This is a genomic window from Streptomyces sp. G5(2025) (assembly GCF_049542075.1).
In the GTDB taxonomy this organism is placed as follows: Bacteria; Actinomycetota; Actinomycetes; order Streptomycetales; family Streptomycetaceae; genus Streptomyces.
The window spans coordinates 131,005-148,544 of record NZ_JBMUZT010000004.1 but is presented as its reverse complement, the minus strand read 5'-3'; the positions used below and the strand labels follow the sequence as shown (position 1 = coordinate 148,544).

General features: G+C 68.3%; 17 protein-coding genes and 1 pseudogene. 12 read left to right on the top strand and 6 right to left on the bottom strand.

Translation table 11 applies throughout. The features are described from left to right. From ACOBQB_RS10615 to ACOBQB_RS10605, 3 genes and pseudogenes are all read right to left on the bottom strand, one after another. Positions 1–154 (bottom strand): DUF5999 family protein (locus ACOBQB_RS10615; RefSeq protein ID WP_423590888.1); only part of this gene is annotated, 154 nt, incomplete at its 3' end. A 142-nt stretch (positions 155–296) separates the two neighbouring features. After that, the gene (locus ACOBQB_RS10610) at positions 297–470 is read right to left on the bottom strand and encodes a hypothetical protein (protein WP_423590877.1); all 174 of its coding nucleotides are present in this window, start codon (positions 468–470) and stop codon (positions 297–299) included. A 75-nt stretch (positions 471–545) separates the two neighbouring features. Beyond that, a pseudogene (locus tag ACOBQB_RS10605) lies at positions 546–770 on the bottom strand (WhiB family transcriptional regulator); the annotation flags it as partial. Positions 771–883: 113 nt separating this feature from the next. Between ACOBQB_RS10605 and ACOBQB_RS10600 the strand changes: the two are divergent. Both ACOBQB_RS10600 and ACOBQB_RS10595 read left to right on the top strand, forming a co-directional pair. Next, positions 884–2,143, top strand: a complete 1,260-nt coding sequence (locus ACOBQB_RS10600) for a tyrosine-type recombinase/integrase (RefSeq protein WP_423590875.1) — start codon at positions 884–886, stop codon at positions 2,141–2,143. After that, positions 2,140–4,587, top strand: a complete 2,448-nt coding sequence (locus ACOBQB_RS10595; RefSeq protein ID WP_423590873.1) for a tyrosine-type recombinase/integrase — start codon at positions 2,140–2,142, stop codon at positions 4,585–4,587. The genes ACOBQB_RS10600 and ACOBQB_RS10595 overlap by 4 nt, the downstream gene beginning before the upstream one ends. A 411-nt stretch (positions 4,588–4,998) precedes the next feature. Here the strand turns inward: ACOBQB_RS10595 and ACOBQB_RS10590 are convergent, their stop codons facing one another. Continuing rightward, complete coding sequence (locus ACOBQB_RS10590) at positions 4,999–5,835, bottom strand: hypothetical protein (RefSeq protein ID WP_423590872.1); 837 nt, start codon at positions 5,833–5,835, stop codon at positions 4,999–5,001. A gap of 399 nt (positions 5,836–6,234) precedes the next feature. Here ACOBQB_RS10590 and ACOBQB_RS10585 point away from each other — a divergent pair, with 399 nt between their 5' ends. The 3 genes from ACOBQB_RS10585 to ACOBQB_RS10575 all read left to right on the top strand — a co-directional run bounded on the left by ACOBQB_RS10585 (position 6,235) and on the right by ACOBQB_RS10575 (position 8,809). Next, complete coding sequence (locus tag ACOBQB_RS10585) at positions 6,235–7,026, top strand: GntR family transcriptional regulator (RefSeq protein WP_423590871.1); 792 nt, start codon at positions 6,235–6,237, stop codon at positions 7,024–7,026. 179 nt (positions 7,027–7,205) lie between these two features. Further along, positions 7,206–8,243 carry an AAA family ATPase gene (locus tag ACOBQB_RS10580; RefSeq protein ID WP_423590869.1) on the top strand — a complete coding sequence of 346 codons (1,038 nt, stop codon included), beginning with the start codon at positions 7,206–7,208 and terminating at the stop codon, positions 8,241–8,243. Next, positions 8,240–8,809 carry a phosphotransferase-like protein gene (locus ACOBQB_RS10575; protein ID WP_423590867.1) on the top strand — a complete coding sequence of 190 codons (570 nt, stop codon included), beginning with the start codon at positions 8,240–8,242 and terminating at the stop codon, positions 8,807–8,809. The genes ACOBQB_RS10580 and ACOBQB_RS10575 overlap by 4 nt, the downstream gene beginning before the upstream one ends. A gap of 7 nt (positions 8,810–8,816) precedes the next feature. Here ACOBQB_RS10575 and ACOBQB_RS10570 read toward each other — a convergent pair whose 3' ends face one another. Continuing rightward, on the bottom strand, positions 8,817–9,656 hold the full coding sequence (locus ACOBQB_RS10570; protein ID WP_423590866.1) for a DUF1932 domain-containing protein: 840 nt from the start codon (positions 9,654–9,656) through the stop codon (positions 8,817–8,819). A gap of 4 nt (positions 9,657–9,660) precedes the next feature. Continuing rightward, the gene (locus tag ACOBQB_RS10565; protein WP_423590864.1) at positions 9,661–10,230 is read right to left on the bottom strand and encodes an HAD family hydrolase; all 570 of its coding nucleotides are present in this window, start codon (positions 10,228–10,230) and stop codon (positions 9,661–9,663) included. 157 nt (positions 10,231–10,387) lie between these two features. On the opposite strand from ACOBQB_RS10565, the gene ACOBQB_RS10560 reads away from it, so the two are divergent. The 7 genes from ACOBQB_RS10560 to ACOBQB_RS10530 all read left to right on the top strand — a co-directional run bounded on the left by ACOBQB_RS10560 (position 10,388) and on the right by ACOBQB_RS10530 (position 17,426). After that, positions 10,388–10,948: a hypothetical protein gene (locus tag ACOBQB_RS10560; protein WP_423590862.1), complete on the top strand. Its 561-nt coding sequence runs from the start codon at positions 10,388–10,390 to the stop codon at positions 10,946–10,948. Next, positions 10,921–11,328: a helix-turn-helix transcriptional regulator gene (locus ACOBQB_RS10555; protein WP_423590860.1), complete on the top strand. Its 408-nt coding sequence runs from the start codon at positions 10,921–10,923 to the stop codon at positions 11,326–11,328. Before ACOBQB_RS10560 ends, ACOBQB_RS10555 begins: the two co-directional genes overlap by 28 nt. Before the next feature lie 934 nt (positions 11,329–12,262). Further along, entirely contained in the window at positions 12,263–13,786 is a 1,524-nt protein-coding gene (locus ACOBQB_RS10550) for a transcriptional regulator (RefSeq protein WP_423590859.1), read from the top strand. 11 nt (positions 13,787–13,797) lie between these two features. Further along, complete coding sequence (locus ACOBQB_RS10545) at positions 13,798–14,415, top strand: DciA family protein (protein WP_423590858.1); 618 nt, start codon at positions 13,798–13,800, stop codon at positions 14,413–14,415. 80 nt (positions 14,416–14,495) lie between these two features. Further along, positions 14,496–15,218 carry a DciA family protein gene (locus ACOBQB_RS10540; RefSeq protein ID WP_423590856.1) on the top strand — a complete coding sequence of 241 codons (723 nt, stop codon included), beginning with the start codon at positions 14,496–14,498 and terminating at the stop codon, positions 15,216–15,218. Between the two features lie 74 nt (positions 15,219–15,292). Next, a complete protein-coding gene (gene dnaB, locus ACOBQB_RS10535) occupies positions 15,293–16,642 on the top strand; it encodes a replicative DNA helicase (protein WP_423590854.1) in 1,350 nt (449 codons plus the stop codon). Between the two features lie 10 nt (positions 16,643–16,652). Beyond that, the gene (locus ACOBQB_RS10530; RefSeq protein ID WP_423590853.1) at positions 16,653–17,426 is read left to right on the top strand and encodes a hypothetical protein; all 774 of its coding nucleotides are present in this window, start codon (positions 16,653–16,655) and stop codon (positions 17,424–17,426) included. The last annotated feature ends 114 nt before the right edge of the window (positions 17,427–17,540 follow it).

Here is a 17,540-nt window from a genome sequence, read left to right as displayed (position 1 = left end):
AGCCCTGCTCCGGGTACGCGGCCACGACCTGCGCGGCCTCTCGGTCCGAGCTGGTGGCCGACGGGCACTTCGGGATGTGCGTGCACAGCGAGCCCGGCAGCCGGGCGGTGCCGGCGGCGGTCGTCGCGGTGTCGAGCTGGGTGCTACTACGCATGGGCTCTCCTGCGGGGATGCGGGCCCGAGACTCTCCCGGGCGGGAGGCGTGCGAAAGACCGGCCGCCCGTGGTGCGGGCGACCGGCCTGCTGGAGCAGCGCGGTGAGGGACGGAAACTGGGTTTCCCTCCCGCAGCGCGGTCTCAGCGCTTCTTCTTCTGCTGCTTGAGGTAGGCGTCTTGGAGCCGGGCGAACTCCGCCGCCAAGTGCTGGCCGGTCTCACACCGCGCGCCCGGCGAGCACCAGGAACAGGTCGCACCGTGCGCACGGTTGGCGGCCGCGGCCTTCATGTAACGGGCGTACAGGTCGTCAGCCACGGGAGCGCCGTCCGAAGTCACGGTCGGCATTGGTTCGATGGATCTTGTCGGCGAGCTGCTGGCGCTCGGTGTCGCTCATGCCGGCCTCCGCGCCGCCCGCTTCCGGGCGGCCCGACGCCTCATCGAGCGTCGCTCGTCCTCGGACAGGCCACCCCAGACGCCCTCCTCCTGGCCGGACTCCAGCGCCCACTGCAGGCACTGCTCCATGACCGGGCAGCGGCGGCAGACCGCCTTGGCCTCCTCGATCTGCAGGAGCGCCGGTCCGGTGGTGCCGACGGGGAAGAACAGCTCGGGATCCTCTGCCTGTTGACCGAACTAAGTAGGTCGTTGCCGCAGGTCAGTGACCAGATGAGGGTTGCTGCGTTAGCCCACTCGTGAACTCACCTGAAGTGCTTCGCAGAGACCTGACGAACTTGGCCGTACCGCAGATCGGTCGGCTGGAGGAGACGGGGAAGGCGGAGGAGCCGTACAGGCTCATCGACCCTGAAGATGTCGTCGTCGAAGAGGCGGCGGAGTGGTTCGCCGAACTACAGGCATGCTCCAAGCCGCCGGCCACGATCCGGTCGTACGGCATGGACTTGCTGCGCTGGTACAGGTTCCTGTGGGTCCTGGGAATCAAGTGGAACAAGGCGAGCCGAGCCGACGCCCGGGACTTCACCCGCTGGCTCCAGCTCGCTCCCAAGCCTGTTCGGTTGCACTGGCGCTACGAGAAGTACGGGCTGCCGCCCGGCGGGCTCCCGAAGCAGATCCGACCGGATCGCGGCACCCCGAACCCGCTGACGGGCAAGTCCGGGCCGGGCGAGAACTACGCGCCGACGACCAGGGCCCACAACGAGACGGCCATCCGGCTGTTCTACGACTTCCACTGCGAAGAGGGCGGCGCCGGGCCGCTGCTCAACCCGTTCCCGCTTGACCGCTCCCGCCGTTCCCGCCGAGCCCAGGCGGCGGCGCGACCGAACGCCCACCACAACCCCATGGAGGTCTTCCAGGACGAACGGACGGGCCGCTACCGCCCGACCGTGCCCAAGCGGATCCCGAAGCGGATCCCCGACGAGCTGTTCAACGCCCTGTTCGCCGCGCTGAACCACAACCGGGACCGGGCCCTGCTGGCCTTCTGGGTCTCCACCGGGGTCAGGGCCGAGGAACTCCTCGGCAGCAAGACCAAGGACGCACATCCGGGCCAGCAGCTGCTCGGCGTGACCCGCAAGGGCACCCGCGAGTATCAGCAGGTTCCCGCCTCCACCGACGCGTTCGTTTGGCTCCGCCTGGCCCAGGAAGAGGCCTGGCGAGGCGGGGTTCCCCGAGGCCGCAACCAGACGCTGTGGTGGACGCTGAGACGGCCCTGGCGCCCGTTGAACTACGACGCGGCCAGGGCCATGTTCAACCGGGCCAACGACCTCCTCGGGTCGAACTGGACCCTTCACGACCTGCGGCACACCGCCGCTTACCGCATGGCCCGCGACCCCGAACTGTCACTCACCGACGTCCAGTGGGTCCTCAATCACGCGCATCTGTCCACCACGGAGATCTACCTGGCGGCCAGCCAGGACGAGATCGTCGAGCAGTTGCTCGCCCACCACGCCCGCCAGGCCGCAGGGAAGCTCCCCGCGCCGCGGCCGCCGGCTTCCGGCTACAACGCGGCAAGCCTGGACGTCCTGTTCGGACGATCATGACCACCACGATGCTGCTGGCTAAAGTGCCAGCTCAGGGCCCTGTTCTCACGTTCCACGGATCGCACTACAAGGCCCTGCTGAAGGCATACCCTCCCAGGTCCGTTCCGGAGGCGTGGCCGGAGACTGCAGCCGATTTCGACACGATCCTCGATCGGCTGCAGGAGCTGTTCAAGGACGCCGGGAAGAACACGAGCTACACGCGGCGACGCGGGGCTCGCAACGTCCTCTGGTGGCTCAGGCAATTCGACGGCGAGACCTGGCAGCAGCGCTGGTGCAACAGCCCGCTGGACAAGAACTTCGCCGCCGGCCTGCCTGAGCTCGAAGCCTGGGTCGAGGAGCAAGTGGGCCGTGTTCCCGACGGAGTTCTCCGAGCCGGGATCTTGGCCCTTGCCATCGCGGATGTGATCCGACCCGACCCCGCCTGGCTGCTGACTCGCAGGTCACGGCACATGCGCGAGATCGTGGCCGAGTATCGCGACCCGGACGGCTTCGCCGCCCTGGAAGCGCGGTCCGACCCGGGCATCTGGGACGCCAAGCTCGGCCTGCAGGCCCGCAACCAGATCGCCACGATCATCCTGGCCAAGGGCGGCAAGGTCGCCGACATCACCGTCGGCGACTGCCTCGAACTGCGAGGCGTCGAAGCCCAGGTCATGGCCACCGGAGGCGGCCGGTCGCTGTTCTACCTCTGGCTCAAGAATCTGGAGGTCTTTCCGCCGGACTCGCCCGCGACCCTCCGCGATTTCAAGCGGCGGGCCGGCCAGGTCAGCGTCGAAGAGCTCGTGGACCGCTACCAGCTGAAGTGCCGACCGGTCCGCGACCTGATCGTGGACTACCTCACCGAGCGCCAACCCTCCCTGGACTACACGTCGTTGGAGGGGTTGTCGCGAAACCTCGCCCAGCTCTTCTGGGCCGACCTCGAACGTCACCAGCCCGGGATCGACTCACTGCGACTCCCGAAGAACGTCGCGACCGCATGGAAGGAGCGCATCCGAACCAAGACCCGCCGCAAGAACCAGCCGGACGGCAGCTACGTCGAGATCACCACCGTTCGGCACAGCGCCATCTCGGTGCTGAACACTATCCGCGCGTTCTACCTCGACATCTCCCAGTGGGCCTTCGAGGAGCCGGAACGCTGGGCGGCCTGGGTGGCGCCCAGCCCCGTCAAGGAGTCCGAGCTGTCCTTCAAGAAGCACGCCCGTCGGCAGAAGGCGAAGTCGGACCAGCGCACCAGGGAACGGCTGCCCGTCTTACCAGCCCTCGTCGAGGCCGCGGACCGGCAGCTCAAGGAGGCCCGGACACGGCACGAGGCGGCCCTTGAGGTTGCCCCCGGAGCCACGTTCCAGGTCCTCGGCAAGACCTACACCCGCATCCAGCATCCCCGCTGGGCCGACGGCGTGACCGCCAACACCGTCTACAACGAGGAAGGACGTCGCTGCACGTTCGGCTATGCCGAGAACCGGGCCTTCTGGGCCTGGGCGACGGTGGAGTTCCTCCGTCACACCGGCGTCCGCATCGAGGAGATGCTGGAGGTCAGCCACCACAGCATCACTCAGTACACCCTGCCCACCACGGGCGAGGTCGTCCCGCTGCTGCAGATCGCCCCGTCGAAGACCGACAAGGAACGGCTCCTGCTGGTCAGTCCCGAACTCGCCGACGTCCTCGGCGCGATCATCACCAGAATCCGCGACGCCTCCGGGACCGTTCCGCTCGTCCGCGCCTATGACGGCGGCGAGAAGGTCTGGAATGCGCCCATGCCGCTGCTGTTCCAGTGGCGCACGGGCGGACAGAACCGGCCGATCTCCGAGACCACGATCCGCCGGGCTCTCGACGAGACCCTGGACTTCGCCGGCCTGACCGACAACACCGGCCAGCAGCTCGACTACCAGCCTCACGACTTCCGAAGGATCTTCATCACCGACGCCATCATGAACGGCCTGCCACCACACATTGCGCAGGTCATCGCCGGTCACGACGACATTTCGACCACCATGCGCTACAAGGCGATCTACCCCATGGAGGCCATCGAGGCCCACCGCGCGTTCATCGCGCGACGCCGGTCGACACGCCCGAGCGAGGAATACCGCAGGCCGACCGACGCCGAATGGGACGAGTTCCTGGGGCACTTCGAGCTCCGCAAGGTCTCCATCGGCACCTGCGGACGCGCCTATGGAACCGGCTGCATCCACGAGCACGCCTGCATCCGATGTCCGATGCTCCGACCGGACCCGCGCGAGCGGCGGCGCCTCGTCGAGTACAGGGACAACCTCGTCGACCGCATTGCCGAGGCCGAACGAGAAGGCTGGCTCGGTGACGTCAAGGGCCATGGGACCACCCTTGAGGGAGCCAAGGACAAACTCGCCCAGATGGACGCGCAAACGGCAAGAACCAGACAGTCGATCTACCTAGGAATGCCCTCGTTCGGCGAGATCGCCGCACGAGCCTGACCCCCGGCTCCGCCAGCACGCTGGCGGAGCCGCTTTCATGAGAGGAGGCCCTGTGACCAGCACTCTTTCCATCCTCGGAGAGCTCGGAGCATGCGCGACTTCTAAGTTCGGAGAATTCGCGGCAGACCGCATTGTGACGCCAGTCCATGCCGCTCACTTCCCCTGCCGGACGCGGCGCAGGGCCTCATCCATGTCCGGATCGGAATCGGTGGCCGCGATCGGGCGTGCGATGCTGGTGGGCATCGGGTCCTCCTAGTCAGGTCCTGGACAGCCCCTCGGGCCGCAATCCCAAGGGCTGTCGCGATCACTCCCCAAACGGGGAGCTGACTGCTTGTACGAGCAGCCACGGCCCCGGCCACCCCCTTTACTGCGGGGCGGCCGGGGCCGTGGTCGTTCGTCTCAGTGCGCGGATCAGGCGGCTGACGTAGCCAGACTCTTCATCTGCGCGTACTGCTTGCCCAGTTCGGCTTGGCGCTCTTCGTGCGCCTTCACGTCCTGCGGTGCCAGCGGGACCTGGGGGCCGCAGAACTCGGACACCATTTCGTCCGGGTGGTTTCGACAAGCGTTGTTGGCTTCTTCGACCGCCGTGCCGCCACGCTTGGCCATCATCTTCGCGTCGGTCGTGGCCTTGCTGTGCTTGGCCCACACCGTCGACGTCCGGTAGCGAGCGAGCTTCTCTGCGGCGCGGTCTTTGCGCTGGCGGTCCGGCTCGGTCCGCTCCAGCTCCGCGTAGACCGCGGCAAGCCGGGTTCCGTCGGTGCAGCGGTACGTGCCGCTGCAGCGGCCGACCATGCTGCTGACCCGGCACTTCCTGAAGTGTTCGCGGTAGGCGGCGAGCGCGTCGGCCACGCTCATGGACACCGGGGACATCTTGGTGACCGGCTTGGCCGGGACCGGGAGCGGCTTGTAGTGCTGGCGGGCGGAGCGGCGTCCGGTCGCCGTGCTGTCGGCGGCGAGCATCGCCTCGCTCCACTGCTCAACCGAGATGTCGAGCTTGACGACCTGGTTGCTGCCGTCGCACCGGACGTGCTTCCGGCCTTCGGCGACCTTGTCGCTGATGCAGTGTTCGCGGATCTTCAGCTTCGTTTCACCTGTGATTCGGCGCCAAGTGCGGCAGTCGGGGCAGACGATGGACTTGACCTCGCCCTCGCGGATGTTGATGTCCTGGGGGGCGATCTTGCTGAGCAGCAGCGGGGCACGGCGGTTGTCGCGCTTGGTGCGGACGCGGCCGGGGCGGATCTGGGGCATCGAGTCCTCCTGGTTCTGGAGCGGTGCTGCTCTCTCTGCCGCGCCAGGCTGGCCCTGCGGCCGGTTCGTCCTGGCGGACAGACAGCGCAACTTCGCTGTTCAGGGGCGGTTCGGGTGGAGCTATTCGGTACAGGCGTCTCGACCGGGGGAGCGCGGGCTCAACCCCACTGCCGCCGCCTCCGAAGAGGCAGTGACTCCTGCTGTTTTGCGATGGTGCTGAGGGCGTAACCCCTGCTCAGCAGAGCGTTAGGGCTATCGCTATCGACTAGTAGAGACCATGCCAGGCCGACGAGTCAATAGCGATAGCTCTATTCGTGTCGATCAGTTGTGCTGGTGCATCGCCGACTGATAGAGCTAGCCCTAGAATCAGATCCGTTAGCACTCTGAAAGGTGGCTCCGATGCCCGTCTCGTATCGCGACATCGCCGCTGACCTGCGAAAGCAGATCGGCGAGGGGCGATACATGCCGGGTGACAAGCTGCCGATGCTCACCGAGCTCCAAGCCCAGTACGGCGCTGGTTACCAGACCGTGCGAAGCGCCATCTCGCTCCTGGAGCAAGAGGGTCTGGTCGTCGCGGTGCGCCGGAGAGGGACCATCGTGCGGGAGCGTCCTGAGAAGCGGCGCATCACGCGGTCCCGCCAGGTCTTCCGCGATGAGATCGGCTACTACTTCGACCCGACGGCCCAACCGTGGGTGGCTTTGGAGCCTCCCACCCTGCGTTGGGGCGTCGTCCCGGTCGATCTCGCTGTCCTCATGGGTCTCCGCCCTGGGGCCCAAGTCCTCATTCGTGACCGCGTGATGGGCGACCCAGAGAGTAGGAAACCGAAGCAGCTGGCCACCAGTTACCTGCCGGCCGACCTCGCTCGAGGAACTCGACTCGCAGAGGCCGACACGGGCCCCGGAGGCATCTACGACCGCCTGGAGGAGATGGGCCACCGCCCGCTCCGCTGGAGCGAAGGTGTCTCTGCCCGCATGCCCTCGCCGGAAGAGGCGGAGGCACTGAACCTCCCAGCCGACGTTGGCGTTCCGCTCCTGCGCGTCGTGCGGGTCACAACCAGCTCCAACGGCGAGGTCGTTGAGCTGAACGACACCAGGATGAGCGCCGAAGAGTTCGAGATCGGCTACTCCATCCGACGCCATGCGAGTGCTCGACTCGCTGATGACGACGGAGATGGTGACGACGACCACTGACTGCGCCTCACTTGCCATGGTGTCCCTCTTCTCGGCTGATCTCGTGAGGGCCATCACACTCGGGCCAGGCGGTGCGAACCATCACAGGCGCTTGTAGAAGCTCGTACGCACCGCCATTCACACGTTTTCAACATCCGCGTATACATGCGATTTGCAGCCCGAGCCCTAGGCTCGCGGCCATGACGATCACGGAGGGGCACGGGGTGGGGAAGCAGCGAGCAGGGCGGCGGCCGGACCGGCTGCGGGAGCAGCGCGAGGCTCACGGCTTGACCCTGGAGAAGGCTGGCGAGCGGCTGCGGGAGGTTGCTGAGCAGGCCAAGCTGAAGGGGATCCCGGCCGCGAACCCTCAGACCCTGTGGCAGCACGAGCAGGGTGAGGTCTACCCAGGCCCGCACTACCGTCGCGCCTACTGTCTGCTCTACCGAGCCACCGAGCCGGACCTGGGTTTCCGGACCGCTCTGCCCGGCGAAGAAACGTCGTTCAAGCTCACGCCAATGGAAGACCGCCTCAACGGCGCGCACGTCCTGGCCGTCGAACGAGCCATCCACTCCATCTCGCCCGGCAGTGAAGACGCCGGGCACTTCGCTCTCCAGCAGCGCATCATCGACGCCTGGAAGCGGAGGCACACCGGAGGCGACCCGCATCGCCCCGTCCTGATCTTGGTCGGGGGATACGCAGGGAGCGGAAAAACGGAACTGGCGAGGTTCTTCGTCCAGCTCACCGGTTGGCCGCTGCTCGACAAGGACCCCCTCACCCGACCGCTAGTGGAACGGCTCCTGGTCGCTCTGGGCGGTGACCCGAACGACAGGCACACCGAGCTCTACAGGGAGCGTGTCCGATCGGTGGAGTACGACTGCCTCATGCAGTCAGCCATGGCGAACATCAAGTGTGGGATCAGCACCGTGCTCTCCGCTCCGTTCATCGCGGAGTTGACCGACGCGGCCTGGATGCAGCGCCTGACCAACAGGGCCGCGGCGATGGGCGTGGACGTCTTCCCGGTGTGGGTCCGCTGTGATGAGGAGTCGATGCGGGAGTACATCACCTTCCGCTCGGCTGCCCGGGACGCGTGGAAGCTCCAGCGGTGGGACGAGTACATGGCGACCATCGACCTGGACCTGCGCCCTGCGGTGCCGCACCTGGTGGTGGACAACCGGCTGGGCACCGCTGTGAGCCTCGCGGATCAAGCTCGTCAGGCGATGGGGGCGATGTACGCGTGACCCCGAAGCAGGGCGTGATCCTGTACGGCCCGCCGGCGTCGGGCAAGGACACCGTCACCACCGCGCTCACCGAGCTGCACTCGAAGTACGCGCAGTTTGCGCGGTTCAAGGTCGGGACCGGCAAGTCTGCCGGTTACCGGATGGGCACGGCGGAGCAGTTGCACGAGCTGGAGGCCGCGGGCGACGTCGTCTACGCGAACACGAGGTACGGCAACACGTACGTGATCGACCGCCCCGGCGTGGACGCGGCGTTCGAGGTCGGGGTGCCCGTGGTGCACCTCGGGCAGGTCGACGGCATCCTCGCGCTGGTCGACGAATACCCGGCCGACTGGTCGCTGGTGCTGCTGTGGTGCCCGCGCGATGTGACCGAGCAGCGGTCGGCGGGGCGCGGCGACAGCGACACTGCGGCGCGCCTGGCAGCGTGGGACGCGACCCGCGAGGACCTGGACAAGTACCCGGGCATGACCTGGGACCTGAACGTCGACACCACGGTGGCGGCACCGCAGGATGCGGCACGGCTCATCGACCAGTTGTTGATGCGGCGGGCGGGAGCGGCGACGGCATGAGCGCGGGCTACGGGTGGACGAGCCGGTCGAGGGCGTCGGTGAGCGTGAGCTCGCCGTCGTCCTTAACGTCGTGCCACCGTGCCAGCGTGGTCGCGGCCGCGTGCAGCATCTCCGGTGGGAGGCCGGCAGCCGCGAGCGCGTCGGCGGCCTCCTCCAACTCCGGGCCCCAGCGCCAGGCGCGCGCGGCCGTCTTGGCCACGTACTGCGGCTCGGACAGGTATGAGTCGGTGCGCCGGGAGGCGACCTCGATGAGCTCCTGGTCGACGCCATGTTCGCGCGCCATGCCGACCGCGAGCGCCACCAGGACCCGCGAGGTCTTCTGGAAGCTGGCGTACGACAGTTTCAGCGCGGACGCCTTGCCGACCTCCGTGCCCAGCGCCTTCGTCTGCACTGCGGTGCCCGCGAAGAGCGCCTCGATCCGCGCGGTGGTGTCGGACGGACCAGAGACGTACAGCGTCGGGGTTTTCCCGTGTACTGGCGGGGACCCCACGACGCCACCGTCCACGACGATCGCGTCCGGTTCGAGCAGTGTGGCGATCCTCCTTGTCCGCTCGGGGTTGATGGCGTTTGCCTCCACGAAGACCCCGGTGAAGCCGTACGCGGCGACGTCGTGGGCCAGGCCCTCGGCGGCCGCTGGCGGGCAGAGGCTGATGACGATGTCGCTGCGGTCCAGCAGCTCGTGCAGCGCGGGGACCGGGGTCAGGCGGAACTCCGCGGCGCGCGCTGCCGAGGCGTCGCTGCGCCCGGCTTCGCACCATAGGACCGCGGCCGCGTTCGCCGTGGCACAGGCGGCGACGGCGGCGCCCATGCTGCCGGGGTGGAGAATGCCGACGGTCGGCTGGTCCACGGTGCTACCTCGTCTCGCTGAGCAGGATGGCGATGGCGTCGGTGACGTCGTCGACATTGTGGTGCGCTGCGGTGAGGCCTTCGGGCCAGGGGCGGCCACGCAGCCAAATGGTGTGCAGGCCAGCCCTCTGGCCGCCGCCGATGTCCCCGGTCGGGTTGTCGCCGATCATCCAGCCGTCGTCCATGAGGTTCGCGCCGCAGCGGGAGGCTACAAGTTCGAAGAGGCGCGGGTCCGGCTTGTGGATCTCCAAGTCACCCGAGACCGCGACACCGTCGACCAAGTTGGCGAGGCCGGTCGCGGAAATCTTGGCGCGCTGGATGTCGCTAGCTCCGTTGGTGATGATGCCGATAGTCCACGCAGCCGTGCGCAGGCGGGCCAGTCCCTCGAGGACGTCGGGGCGGCAGGTTACGGCGGACGACATGAGGTCGACGTACTCCTGCCACAGGTCCGCAGCCGGCACCTCCAGGCCGAAGACTTCCCGCAGCCGGAGGAAGTCGTCGGCGGTCGCGCGGTCGGCCAGTTCGTTTCGCAGCTGCTGTTCGATAGCGGCACCGAAACCGTGTGTGCGGCACAACCTGGCAATGACGTCGCTGAGCGCGCTCTGTCGTCGACGAGAGTGTTGTCCAGGTCGAAGAGCGCAAGAGGCATGGGCTGGACCTTACCGAGGCGTGGCACACCGGTGTTCGAGTGCGGCAGTCCGTCACGTCGCGCGCGGTCGGGAGGAGTTGGTGATGGCTGGGCGGTTCGTTCACTGCGCGGGGGAGACTGCCCTCACCGCAGACGAAGCCGAGCGTCTCCGGCGCGTGGACCCGCGGAACGCCGCTTCCGGGATCGATGACTTCACGCTGGTGCAGTGGTGCGAGTTGTCGAATGGCCATGACGGCGTCCCGCACCACAGCGAGGTGATGTCTTTCTACGAGAGCACCCACTGGTGGCTGCGGTGGGATAAGAACCAGCGGGAGTTGATGACGCTGGTCATGTGCCCGGTTGAGTCCGGCCCGCCCGACGAGGTCAGCACCTACCCGTGCGGGCTCTTCGAGGGGCACCCCGGCCAGCACGGCTGGGAGGTGAAGGATCCGGATCTGTGCGCACACGCGGGTCTTGGCACGCCGATCCTGATCTCTGAGGGCGTGTCGTTCGACAACCGGTACATCGCTGTCCTTGAAGCTCCTTGCCTGGGTTGTCCTGAGCGGATGGTCCAGGTCAGCGCCGTCGATCCGGCGCGAGCGCGGCCGCCGGAGCATCTGGGTGCCCGGACCAGCCAATGGTCGTTGTACGGGGAGGAGGAGTGATTTCGCTTATCCGTCCCTGCGGAGGATCATGTGCCGCCGCTCCGATTGGTGTTCCGTTCCCGAGATCACTTCGTGTATCTTTTCAGGAACTGTTTTCTATGATGGAGGCTGCGATGTCGGATCCACTGCGTCGAGTTGATGCTCTGGTGGATGACGACACGCTCCCGTCGCCTCGCGTTCGGCAGCAGCTACGGGTCACGGCTGGTCTCACCCAGGCGGAGGTCGCCCACGCCATTGGCGTTCAGCGCGTCGCCGTCGCGCGGTGGGAGGCAGGGCTCACCAAGCCCCACCGCGGCAATCGCGTCAGGTATGCGCACTTCCTTCGTCGGCTGGCCGAGAAGTACCCGGCTGCCGCCCAGGAGGTACCGGATGAGGGCTGACCTCGCGCCTGCTTTTGGGCATGCCGACTCCACCTTCGGAATCGAGGGGGTCGGGGTGACGTAGCCGCCACCGGCCGCGCGCCAGAAGAGCGGACTGACAATCCACTCGGCCTCACGCGGCCCTTCACTCCGACCGGGATTGACACCCCGGATCGGCTGCTCAGTTCCGGCTTGACACCCGGTTCTGAGCCTCGGCTCATCGAGCCACTTCTTCATCTAGTGCAACACCCCGCTCTGACAAGCGGGTCGGCCCCTTTGACAAGGGCCACCAGCAACACCCCGGCCTTTGACAGGGCCGGCGCATTACCCGAGCAAGACCCCGACCGCTGACAACGGTCGGCACCCGCCCAAACCGCGGGGCCCTTTGACGAGGGTCCTGCGGTCCACCACCACCCAGAGGAGAGGAGAAATCTCCCCCCTTCCGCCCCACCTCGCGGCGTTTCGGTTGGGACCGCGCCCGGCTCCTCCCGGAGGGGGCTTGGTGCCTTCCATCCACTCGTCGGCCCGTCCCGCGTTGCGGGGTGGTCCGGCTCGCATATGAAAGTTGGTGTCCCGCCATAGTGCACGACCTCACGTCTTTTTGTCAGCTTGACCGTGTCCGATTCACACCGGTTCGAGCCACTAGCCCTTCGTGCGTGACGGCATTCGCGCGTGCTGTTTGTGCAGTTCACGGCATTAGTCACGATGGGTCCCGGAGTCAGCTCCTGGCGGCTGCCGGAGATGCGCTTCGACCTGGGCTCATTCGTCGCCGCTCCGTTGTCCACAGCTCCGGCACCGGTCGCCGGACTCTGTCCACAGGTCGTTCGGTGCAGGTTCGCCGGATGGATGACGAAAAGCTCGCTCTGCCCCGAAAGGGAGGTGTCCGCTTTGGCGTGTACACCAGCCTGATGACGACACAGGCGATCTTCATCACCCCGGCCGGGACGGTGGGCCGATGAGCGGCACGGCGGCACTGGTTGCCGCGCTGATTCCTGGCCCGCGTCCGTCGGTCGACGGCGACGCGGCCTCCGTGCTGCCCGCGCTGTACGTGCCGGAGACGAGCCAGTGGCTGTCGACGTCGGCGGGCCGGATCGCGGGCGACGGCTACTCCTGGATGCAGGCGGTCCACTGGGTCGCCGGGTCCGGGCTCTACAAGCCGCGGCGGCACCGGTCGCACGGCCCTCGCAGCTTCGGGCCGACGACGGTACGCGTCGCCCAGGAGCTCGCGCAGCTGTCCCCGTGCCGACCAGGGATCGAGCACCTGAGGCGCCGCACCGGCCTGTCGGAGCGGTCGGTGCAGAACCATCTGCAGATCCTGCGGGAGGCCGGGCTGCTCTCGTGGATCGTCAAGGGCACGCGAGTGTCCGGCGGCCCGGCGCAGGCGAGCGAGTTCGCGCGGATGATCCCGGTGGAGTTCGACGTCGCGCTCGGTATCCGCACGGTGCAGCGGGATGAGGCTGCTCCGGAGTACACGCGGGCGGCGTCCGGGATCGCGGAGGCCAGCCGGGACCTGATGGCGAAGCTGGCGAAGAAGGCAGCCCGGAAGGTGCGCAAGCCGCGCTCGAAGACGTCCTCAAAGGCCCCGGCGAGGGGTGCCCGGAAGGGTGCTGAGCAGGGGATTGTGACGGCTGTTTCGGATGAGGCCCGTTGCACCCCAATGCAGGTTGGTACCTCAGCTCTTTCTACTGCGGGTACTACTTCCTTCCCCCCTGAGAGCAAGCTCGCAAGCGGGGAAGCCAAGTCCCCCATCCCGAAGAAGTCCAAGGTGAAGGCCGGCGGTCGCCGGAAGCTGAACGTGGTGGGCCGCCGCTTCCAGCTGGCCCGTGAGCTGACGCAGGGGCTGGGCTGGCTCCGGGGCTGCTCGGTGCCCCGGATCGCCTGGGTGGCCCGGGGCGTGGCTGATGCCGGGTGGACGGTGACCGAGGTTCTGGCGTGGCTGCACATGCGGGGCCAGGCCGAGCGTGTCCGTCGCGGTTCCGGCCTGCTCGCGGTCCTGCTGAACGGCGCCGAGACGGTCCTGGACAGCCCGGCCAAGCGCACAGCGGCTGTCGAGCAGTGGCACGCTGCCCAGGAGGCCCGTCGCCGTCACCGCATCGAACAGGTCCGCGCTGAGCGGGAGCGGCAGGATGGCGCCTGGGAGTCCCCGGCCGACGCCGCCCTCAAGCGCGAGGTCGAGACGGCATTCGCCCACGTCAACCAGGCCGCCCGCAGCAACCGCCACCCGCAGGTAGCGGACGACCTTGACCAGCCTGCTCAGGCCGGCGCCGATCCGTTCGAGATCAGCGACGCGGAGCGGACCGAGATGCGCGCCCAGGCCCGCGCGCAGCTCCGGGACGGGTCGACTGACCTGATCGAGGACACCATCCACGCCCTCGGCGCTGCCGCGGCGCAGTACCTCTTCGGTGATGACCTGGTCCGCCGCGCCGAGCAGCTCGCCGGCTTCGCCCGAAGCTCCCTGACCACGTACAAGACGCAGTAGGAAGGCGCTACATGACGAACTCCGACCCGACCGCCCCGAGCGTTCCTGAAGCATCCGGCGCCGACCTCGCCCGCATCGCGCTCCATCAGGCCCGCGAGGCCGCCCGCCGGCGCGGCGCCCAGGCCCGTGCCCCGCGCCGGCCGAAGAGGGTGACCGTGCGGCAGCGCGACCGCCGCGACCCCACCGGGTTCGCCACCGTCATCCAGTCCCTCATCGCCGAGCGGGCCTGGGACGTGCCCGCCTCCGGCGGCAGCACCCTTGACCAGTGGCCCGACATCGCGGCTGCGGTCGCGCCGAACCTGGCCGCCCACACCACCGCCGTCGCCTTCGACTCCCCGACCGGTCGGCTCGACCTGCGCCCCGACTCGCCGGCCTACGGCACGCAGCTCCGCCTTCTCACGGCCCGGATCATCGACGCGGCCAACCAGCGGGCCGGCAGGTCCGTGGTCCGCGAGGTCCGGGTCCTTCCGGCCGGTGCCACTGTCGCGACGCCCGAACCTGCCCTTGCCGCCCGCCCCGTCACCGAGCCGGTCGGCGCGGTGAAGACCCGGGAGAACGCCTCGGCCGGCTACCGGCGCACGCTCGAGGTCCTTCTCGCCACACGTACTCCAACGAGCGTCGAAAGCTGACAAACTGCGGTTCCTCATGGGATCGGGACGGAGGAGGGGACCCGGTGATTTGCCCCGATGAGCCCACCGGGCGGGTCGACATGGCCGCCGCCGCGCTCAGGGCGGCCAGGGAAGACGCCCGCTTCCGCAGGGCCCGGTCGCTTCGAAGCCAGATGGCCATGCCGACACCACGGCGGCGACGCAACGCCGTGCCGGTCCCCCTCGAGCAGGTTCTGCTGGACCTTATCGAGCGGCGTTTTCCTATGCCTTCTCTCGCCCCGGTGAGCGCGCTGTGGCAGGACCGTGTAGGACCCGATTTCGCCAAGCACGTGGTCGTCACCGCGTACGACGCGGCCGAGGGGGTGCTGTCCGTGCGCGCTGACTCGGTGGCGTGGGCGACGCAGACCCGTCTTCTTGGGCCCCGGCTGGTGGGCGTGCTGAACGACGTCTTCGTGCAGGCCGGTGTTGGCCCCGTTCGGACGATGCGCATCGCCGGTCCGCAGCTGACGCCCGTGCCGGTGGCCGGCGTGGAGACGGAAGCTTCCCCTGCCGAGGCCTCCCATCATCTGTGGCGGCAGATGTCCTGGGCGCCCCGTGCTTTCACCCCTCGCTTCGGCTCTGTCGTGGATCAGGCGGTGAACGACGCGGTGTCCCGGCAAGCCGCGCAGGCGGAGCGCGAGTCACGTGACCGGCTGGATCGTCAGCGCGCCCGCACCGCGTCGGCGCGTGGAAGGGCTGAGGCCTCCGCCTCAGCGTGGGAGGCGGCACTGCGCCGGGCCCGGACGGAGAAGGCGAGGGCACCGTCACCTCCGACAGGGCCATAAAGTCGTTATCCGATCACGACCATTCGCCGGCGCGTCGACGCCGGCAGCGCAGCGGGGGAGCGGGGGACACCACCATGAGCAACGAGCCAGACGGCGGAGAGACCACGAGCAGCGACGACAACGCAGTGTCCGCGGAGAAGACCGTCCTTCGCGCGATGCTGCTGTCCACCGACACCATCGCCGACGTCGTCGAGATGCTCCATCCTCACGACTTCTACGAGCCGGCCCATGTCCTGATCTACGAGGCCGTGCTCCGCATCTACGCCTCCGGTGATAGCCCCGACCCCCTTCGAGTGACCAAGGTTCTCGGCTCCGACGGAACCCTGGACGCCGCCGGCGGCGTCGACTACCTCGACTCGCTGATCGCCAGAGGCACCGGCGACGGCTGGCGCCGCGCCGCTGAGCGCGTGCAGGCCCACGCCATGCTGCGGCGCACCAAGGAAGCCGCCGCCCGGGTAGAGAGCCTGGCTTCCGAGAGCACTCCCGAAGAGGCTGACCGTCTCGCCGACATCGCCCAGGCCGAAATCCTCGCAGCCACCGCCCAACGCCCCCGCGGCCTCGCCCCTTCCTACTCGATCGGCGACATCCTCGAAGGCGCACTCGACGAGCTCGAGGCGGCCGGCAGCGACGGTGCCCTCAGCGGAGTCCCGACCGGCTTCACCGACCTCGACTTGCTCACCAGCGGACTGCGCCCCGGACACCTGGTCGTCATCGCCGCCCGACCCGCCATGGGCACCTCCACCCTCGCCCTTGACCTCGTGCGCTCCGCCTCCATCAAGCACGACCTTCCCGCAGCTCTGTTCACCTACGAGTCCGGCCGCGAGGAAATCGCCATCCGCATCCTGTCCGCGGAAGCCCGCGTGCCCCTGCACCACATGCGAGCCGGCACCATGAACGACGAACACTGGATCAGGCTGGCCCGACGCGTCCCTGACGTCTCCAAAGCCCCCCTGTACATCCAGGACGAGGCCTGGCCCACCTTCACCGACCTGCGGGCACAGTGCCGCCGCCTCGCCGGCCAGCGGAACATCAAGCTGCTCATCGTCGACAACCTGCAGATGATGACCTACGGCACCCGCCCGCTCGGCTCCCGCTACGAAGAGATCTCCGAGATCTCACGCTGCCTGAAGCTGCTCGCCACCGAGCTGCAGATCCCCATCGTCGCCATCTCCAAGGCCAACCGTGGCGCCGAACAGCGCACCGACAAGAAGCCGATGCTCATCGACCTCCGCGACTCCGGGTCGCTCGAGGACAACGCAGACCTCGTCATCCTTCTGCACCGCGAGGATGCCTACGAGAAAGAGTCACCCCGCGCAGGCGAGGCTGACTTCATCGTCGCCAAGCACCGCAACGGCCCCACCGCCACCATCACCGTGGCCTTCCAGGGGCACTACTCCCGGTTCGTCGACATGGCCGGGACCTGAAAGGAGCACCGTGCTCGACCGCCTCGCCCGGTACGACGGCGCGCACAACGACTACTGCAAGCCCTCCCTGTGCTGCCGCTGCCAGCAGCGCTCCTGGACGACACGGGTCGGCGACGAGCGGCTCTGCGGCCTGTGTGCCTCGTGCTGCCTGGAGTGCGGGCGAGCACCGGCGCCGCACCTCGACGGCCTGGACAACGGGCTGTGCGCCGACTGCCGAGGCCTGTGCGCCCGCTGCGGCAGCCCGCTTCCGGCAGAAGGCGCGTGCCGGTGCCGGACATGGAAGCGGGGCCCCGGCAACGATCCGATCGGATTCATCATGCAGGGCTTCCCCCAACCACTACTCAAAGCCCTCGGCCACCGCCTCCCGCGGACCCTTCCCGACATCCTCTTCGCCGAGCTCGCCCACCGGACCCCCGCCCAGCTCCTCGACCGCATCGAACGTCGATGGCACACCCGCTGGTCCCACGCCATCCACGAACGCGACGAGGACAACCGGCTCCGCTGGGCCCCGCAGGAGATCGCTGAGTTCCTCGTCGGCCGCGGCCCCTGCCCCAATCCGGCCTGCGAGGACGGCCGTACCATCCCCGACGGCGCCCCCTGCTCGTACTGCCAACAGCCCGAGCACCGGTTCGTTCCCGGAACCGCCGAGGCCACCTCCACCAGCGAGCACGCCCGGAAGACCGCCGCCGAGATCCGCAAGACCCTCGTGGCCAGCCGAAGCGACCGGAAGAAGAAGCCGGGCATCCGCCCAGGGTCCTCCCCTGGCCACCGCCCCAGTCCGTGAGGTGGCGCGGTGACGCCCGTCGAGCCGCTGCCTCACCTGCGCCCCTGCCCTTCGTAACCCCTGAAGGGGTAGAGGGGTATAGGACCCATCCCGACACCTCGGAGCAGAACAAAA

Bases quoted from the DNA above. Each gene is read 5' to 3' on its own strand.
- ACOBQB_RS10595 (WP_423590873.1), top strand. From the start codon at position 2,140: ATGACCACCACGATGCTGCTGGCTAAAGTGCCAGCTCAGGGCCCTGTT.
- ACOBQB_RS10590 (WP_423590872.1), bottom strand. From the start codon at position 5,835: ATGCCCCAGATCCGCCCCGGCCGCGTCCGCACCAAGCGCGACAACCGC.
- ACOBQB_RS10585 (WP_423590871.1), top strand. From the start codon at position 6,235: ATGCCCGTCTCGTATCGCGACATCGCCGCTGACCTGCGAAAGCAGATC.
- ACOBQB_RS10580 (WP_423590869.1), top strand. From the start codon at position 7,206: ATGACGATCACGGAGGGGCACGGGGTGGGGAAGCAGCGAGCAGGGCGG.
- ACOBQB_RS10560 (WP_423590862.1), top strand. From the start codon at position 10,388: ATGGCTGGGCGGTTCGTTCACTGCGCGGGGGAGACTGCCCTCACCGCA.
- ACOBQB_RS10555 (WP_423590860.1), top strand. From the start codon at position 10,921: ATGGTCGTTGTACGGGGAGGAGGAGTGATTTCGCTTATCCGTCCCTGC.
- ACOBQB_RS10550 (WP_423590859.1), top strand. From the start codon at position 12,263: ATGAGCGGCACGGCGGCACTGGTTGCCGCGCTGATTCCTGGCCCGCGT.
- ACOBQB_RS10545 (WP_423590858.1), top strand. From the start codon at position 13,798: ATGACGAACTCCGACCCGACCGCCCCGAGCGTTCCTGAAGCATCCGGC.
- ACOBQB_RS10540 (WP_423590856.1), top strand. From the start codon at position 14,496: ATGGCCGCCGCCGCGCTCAGGGCGGCCAGGGAAGACGCCCGCTTCCGC.
- dnaB (WP_423590854.1), top strand. From the start codon at position 15,293: ATGAGCAACGAGCCAGACGGCGGAGAGACCACGAGCAGCGACGACAAC.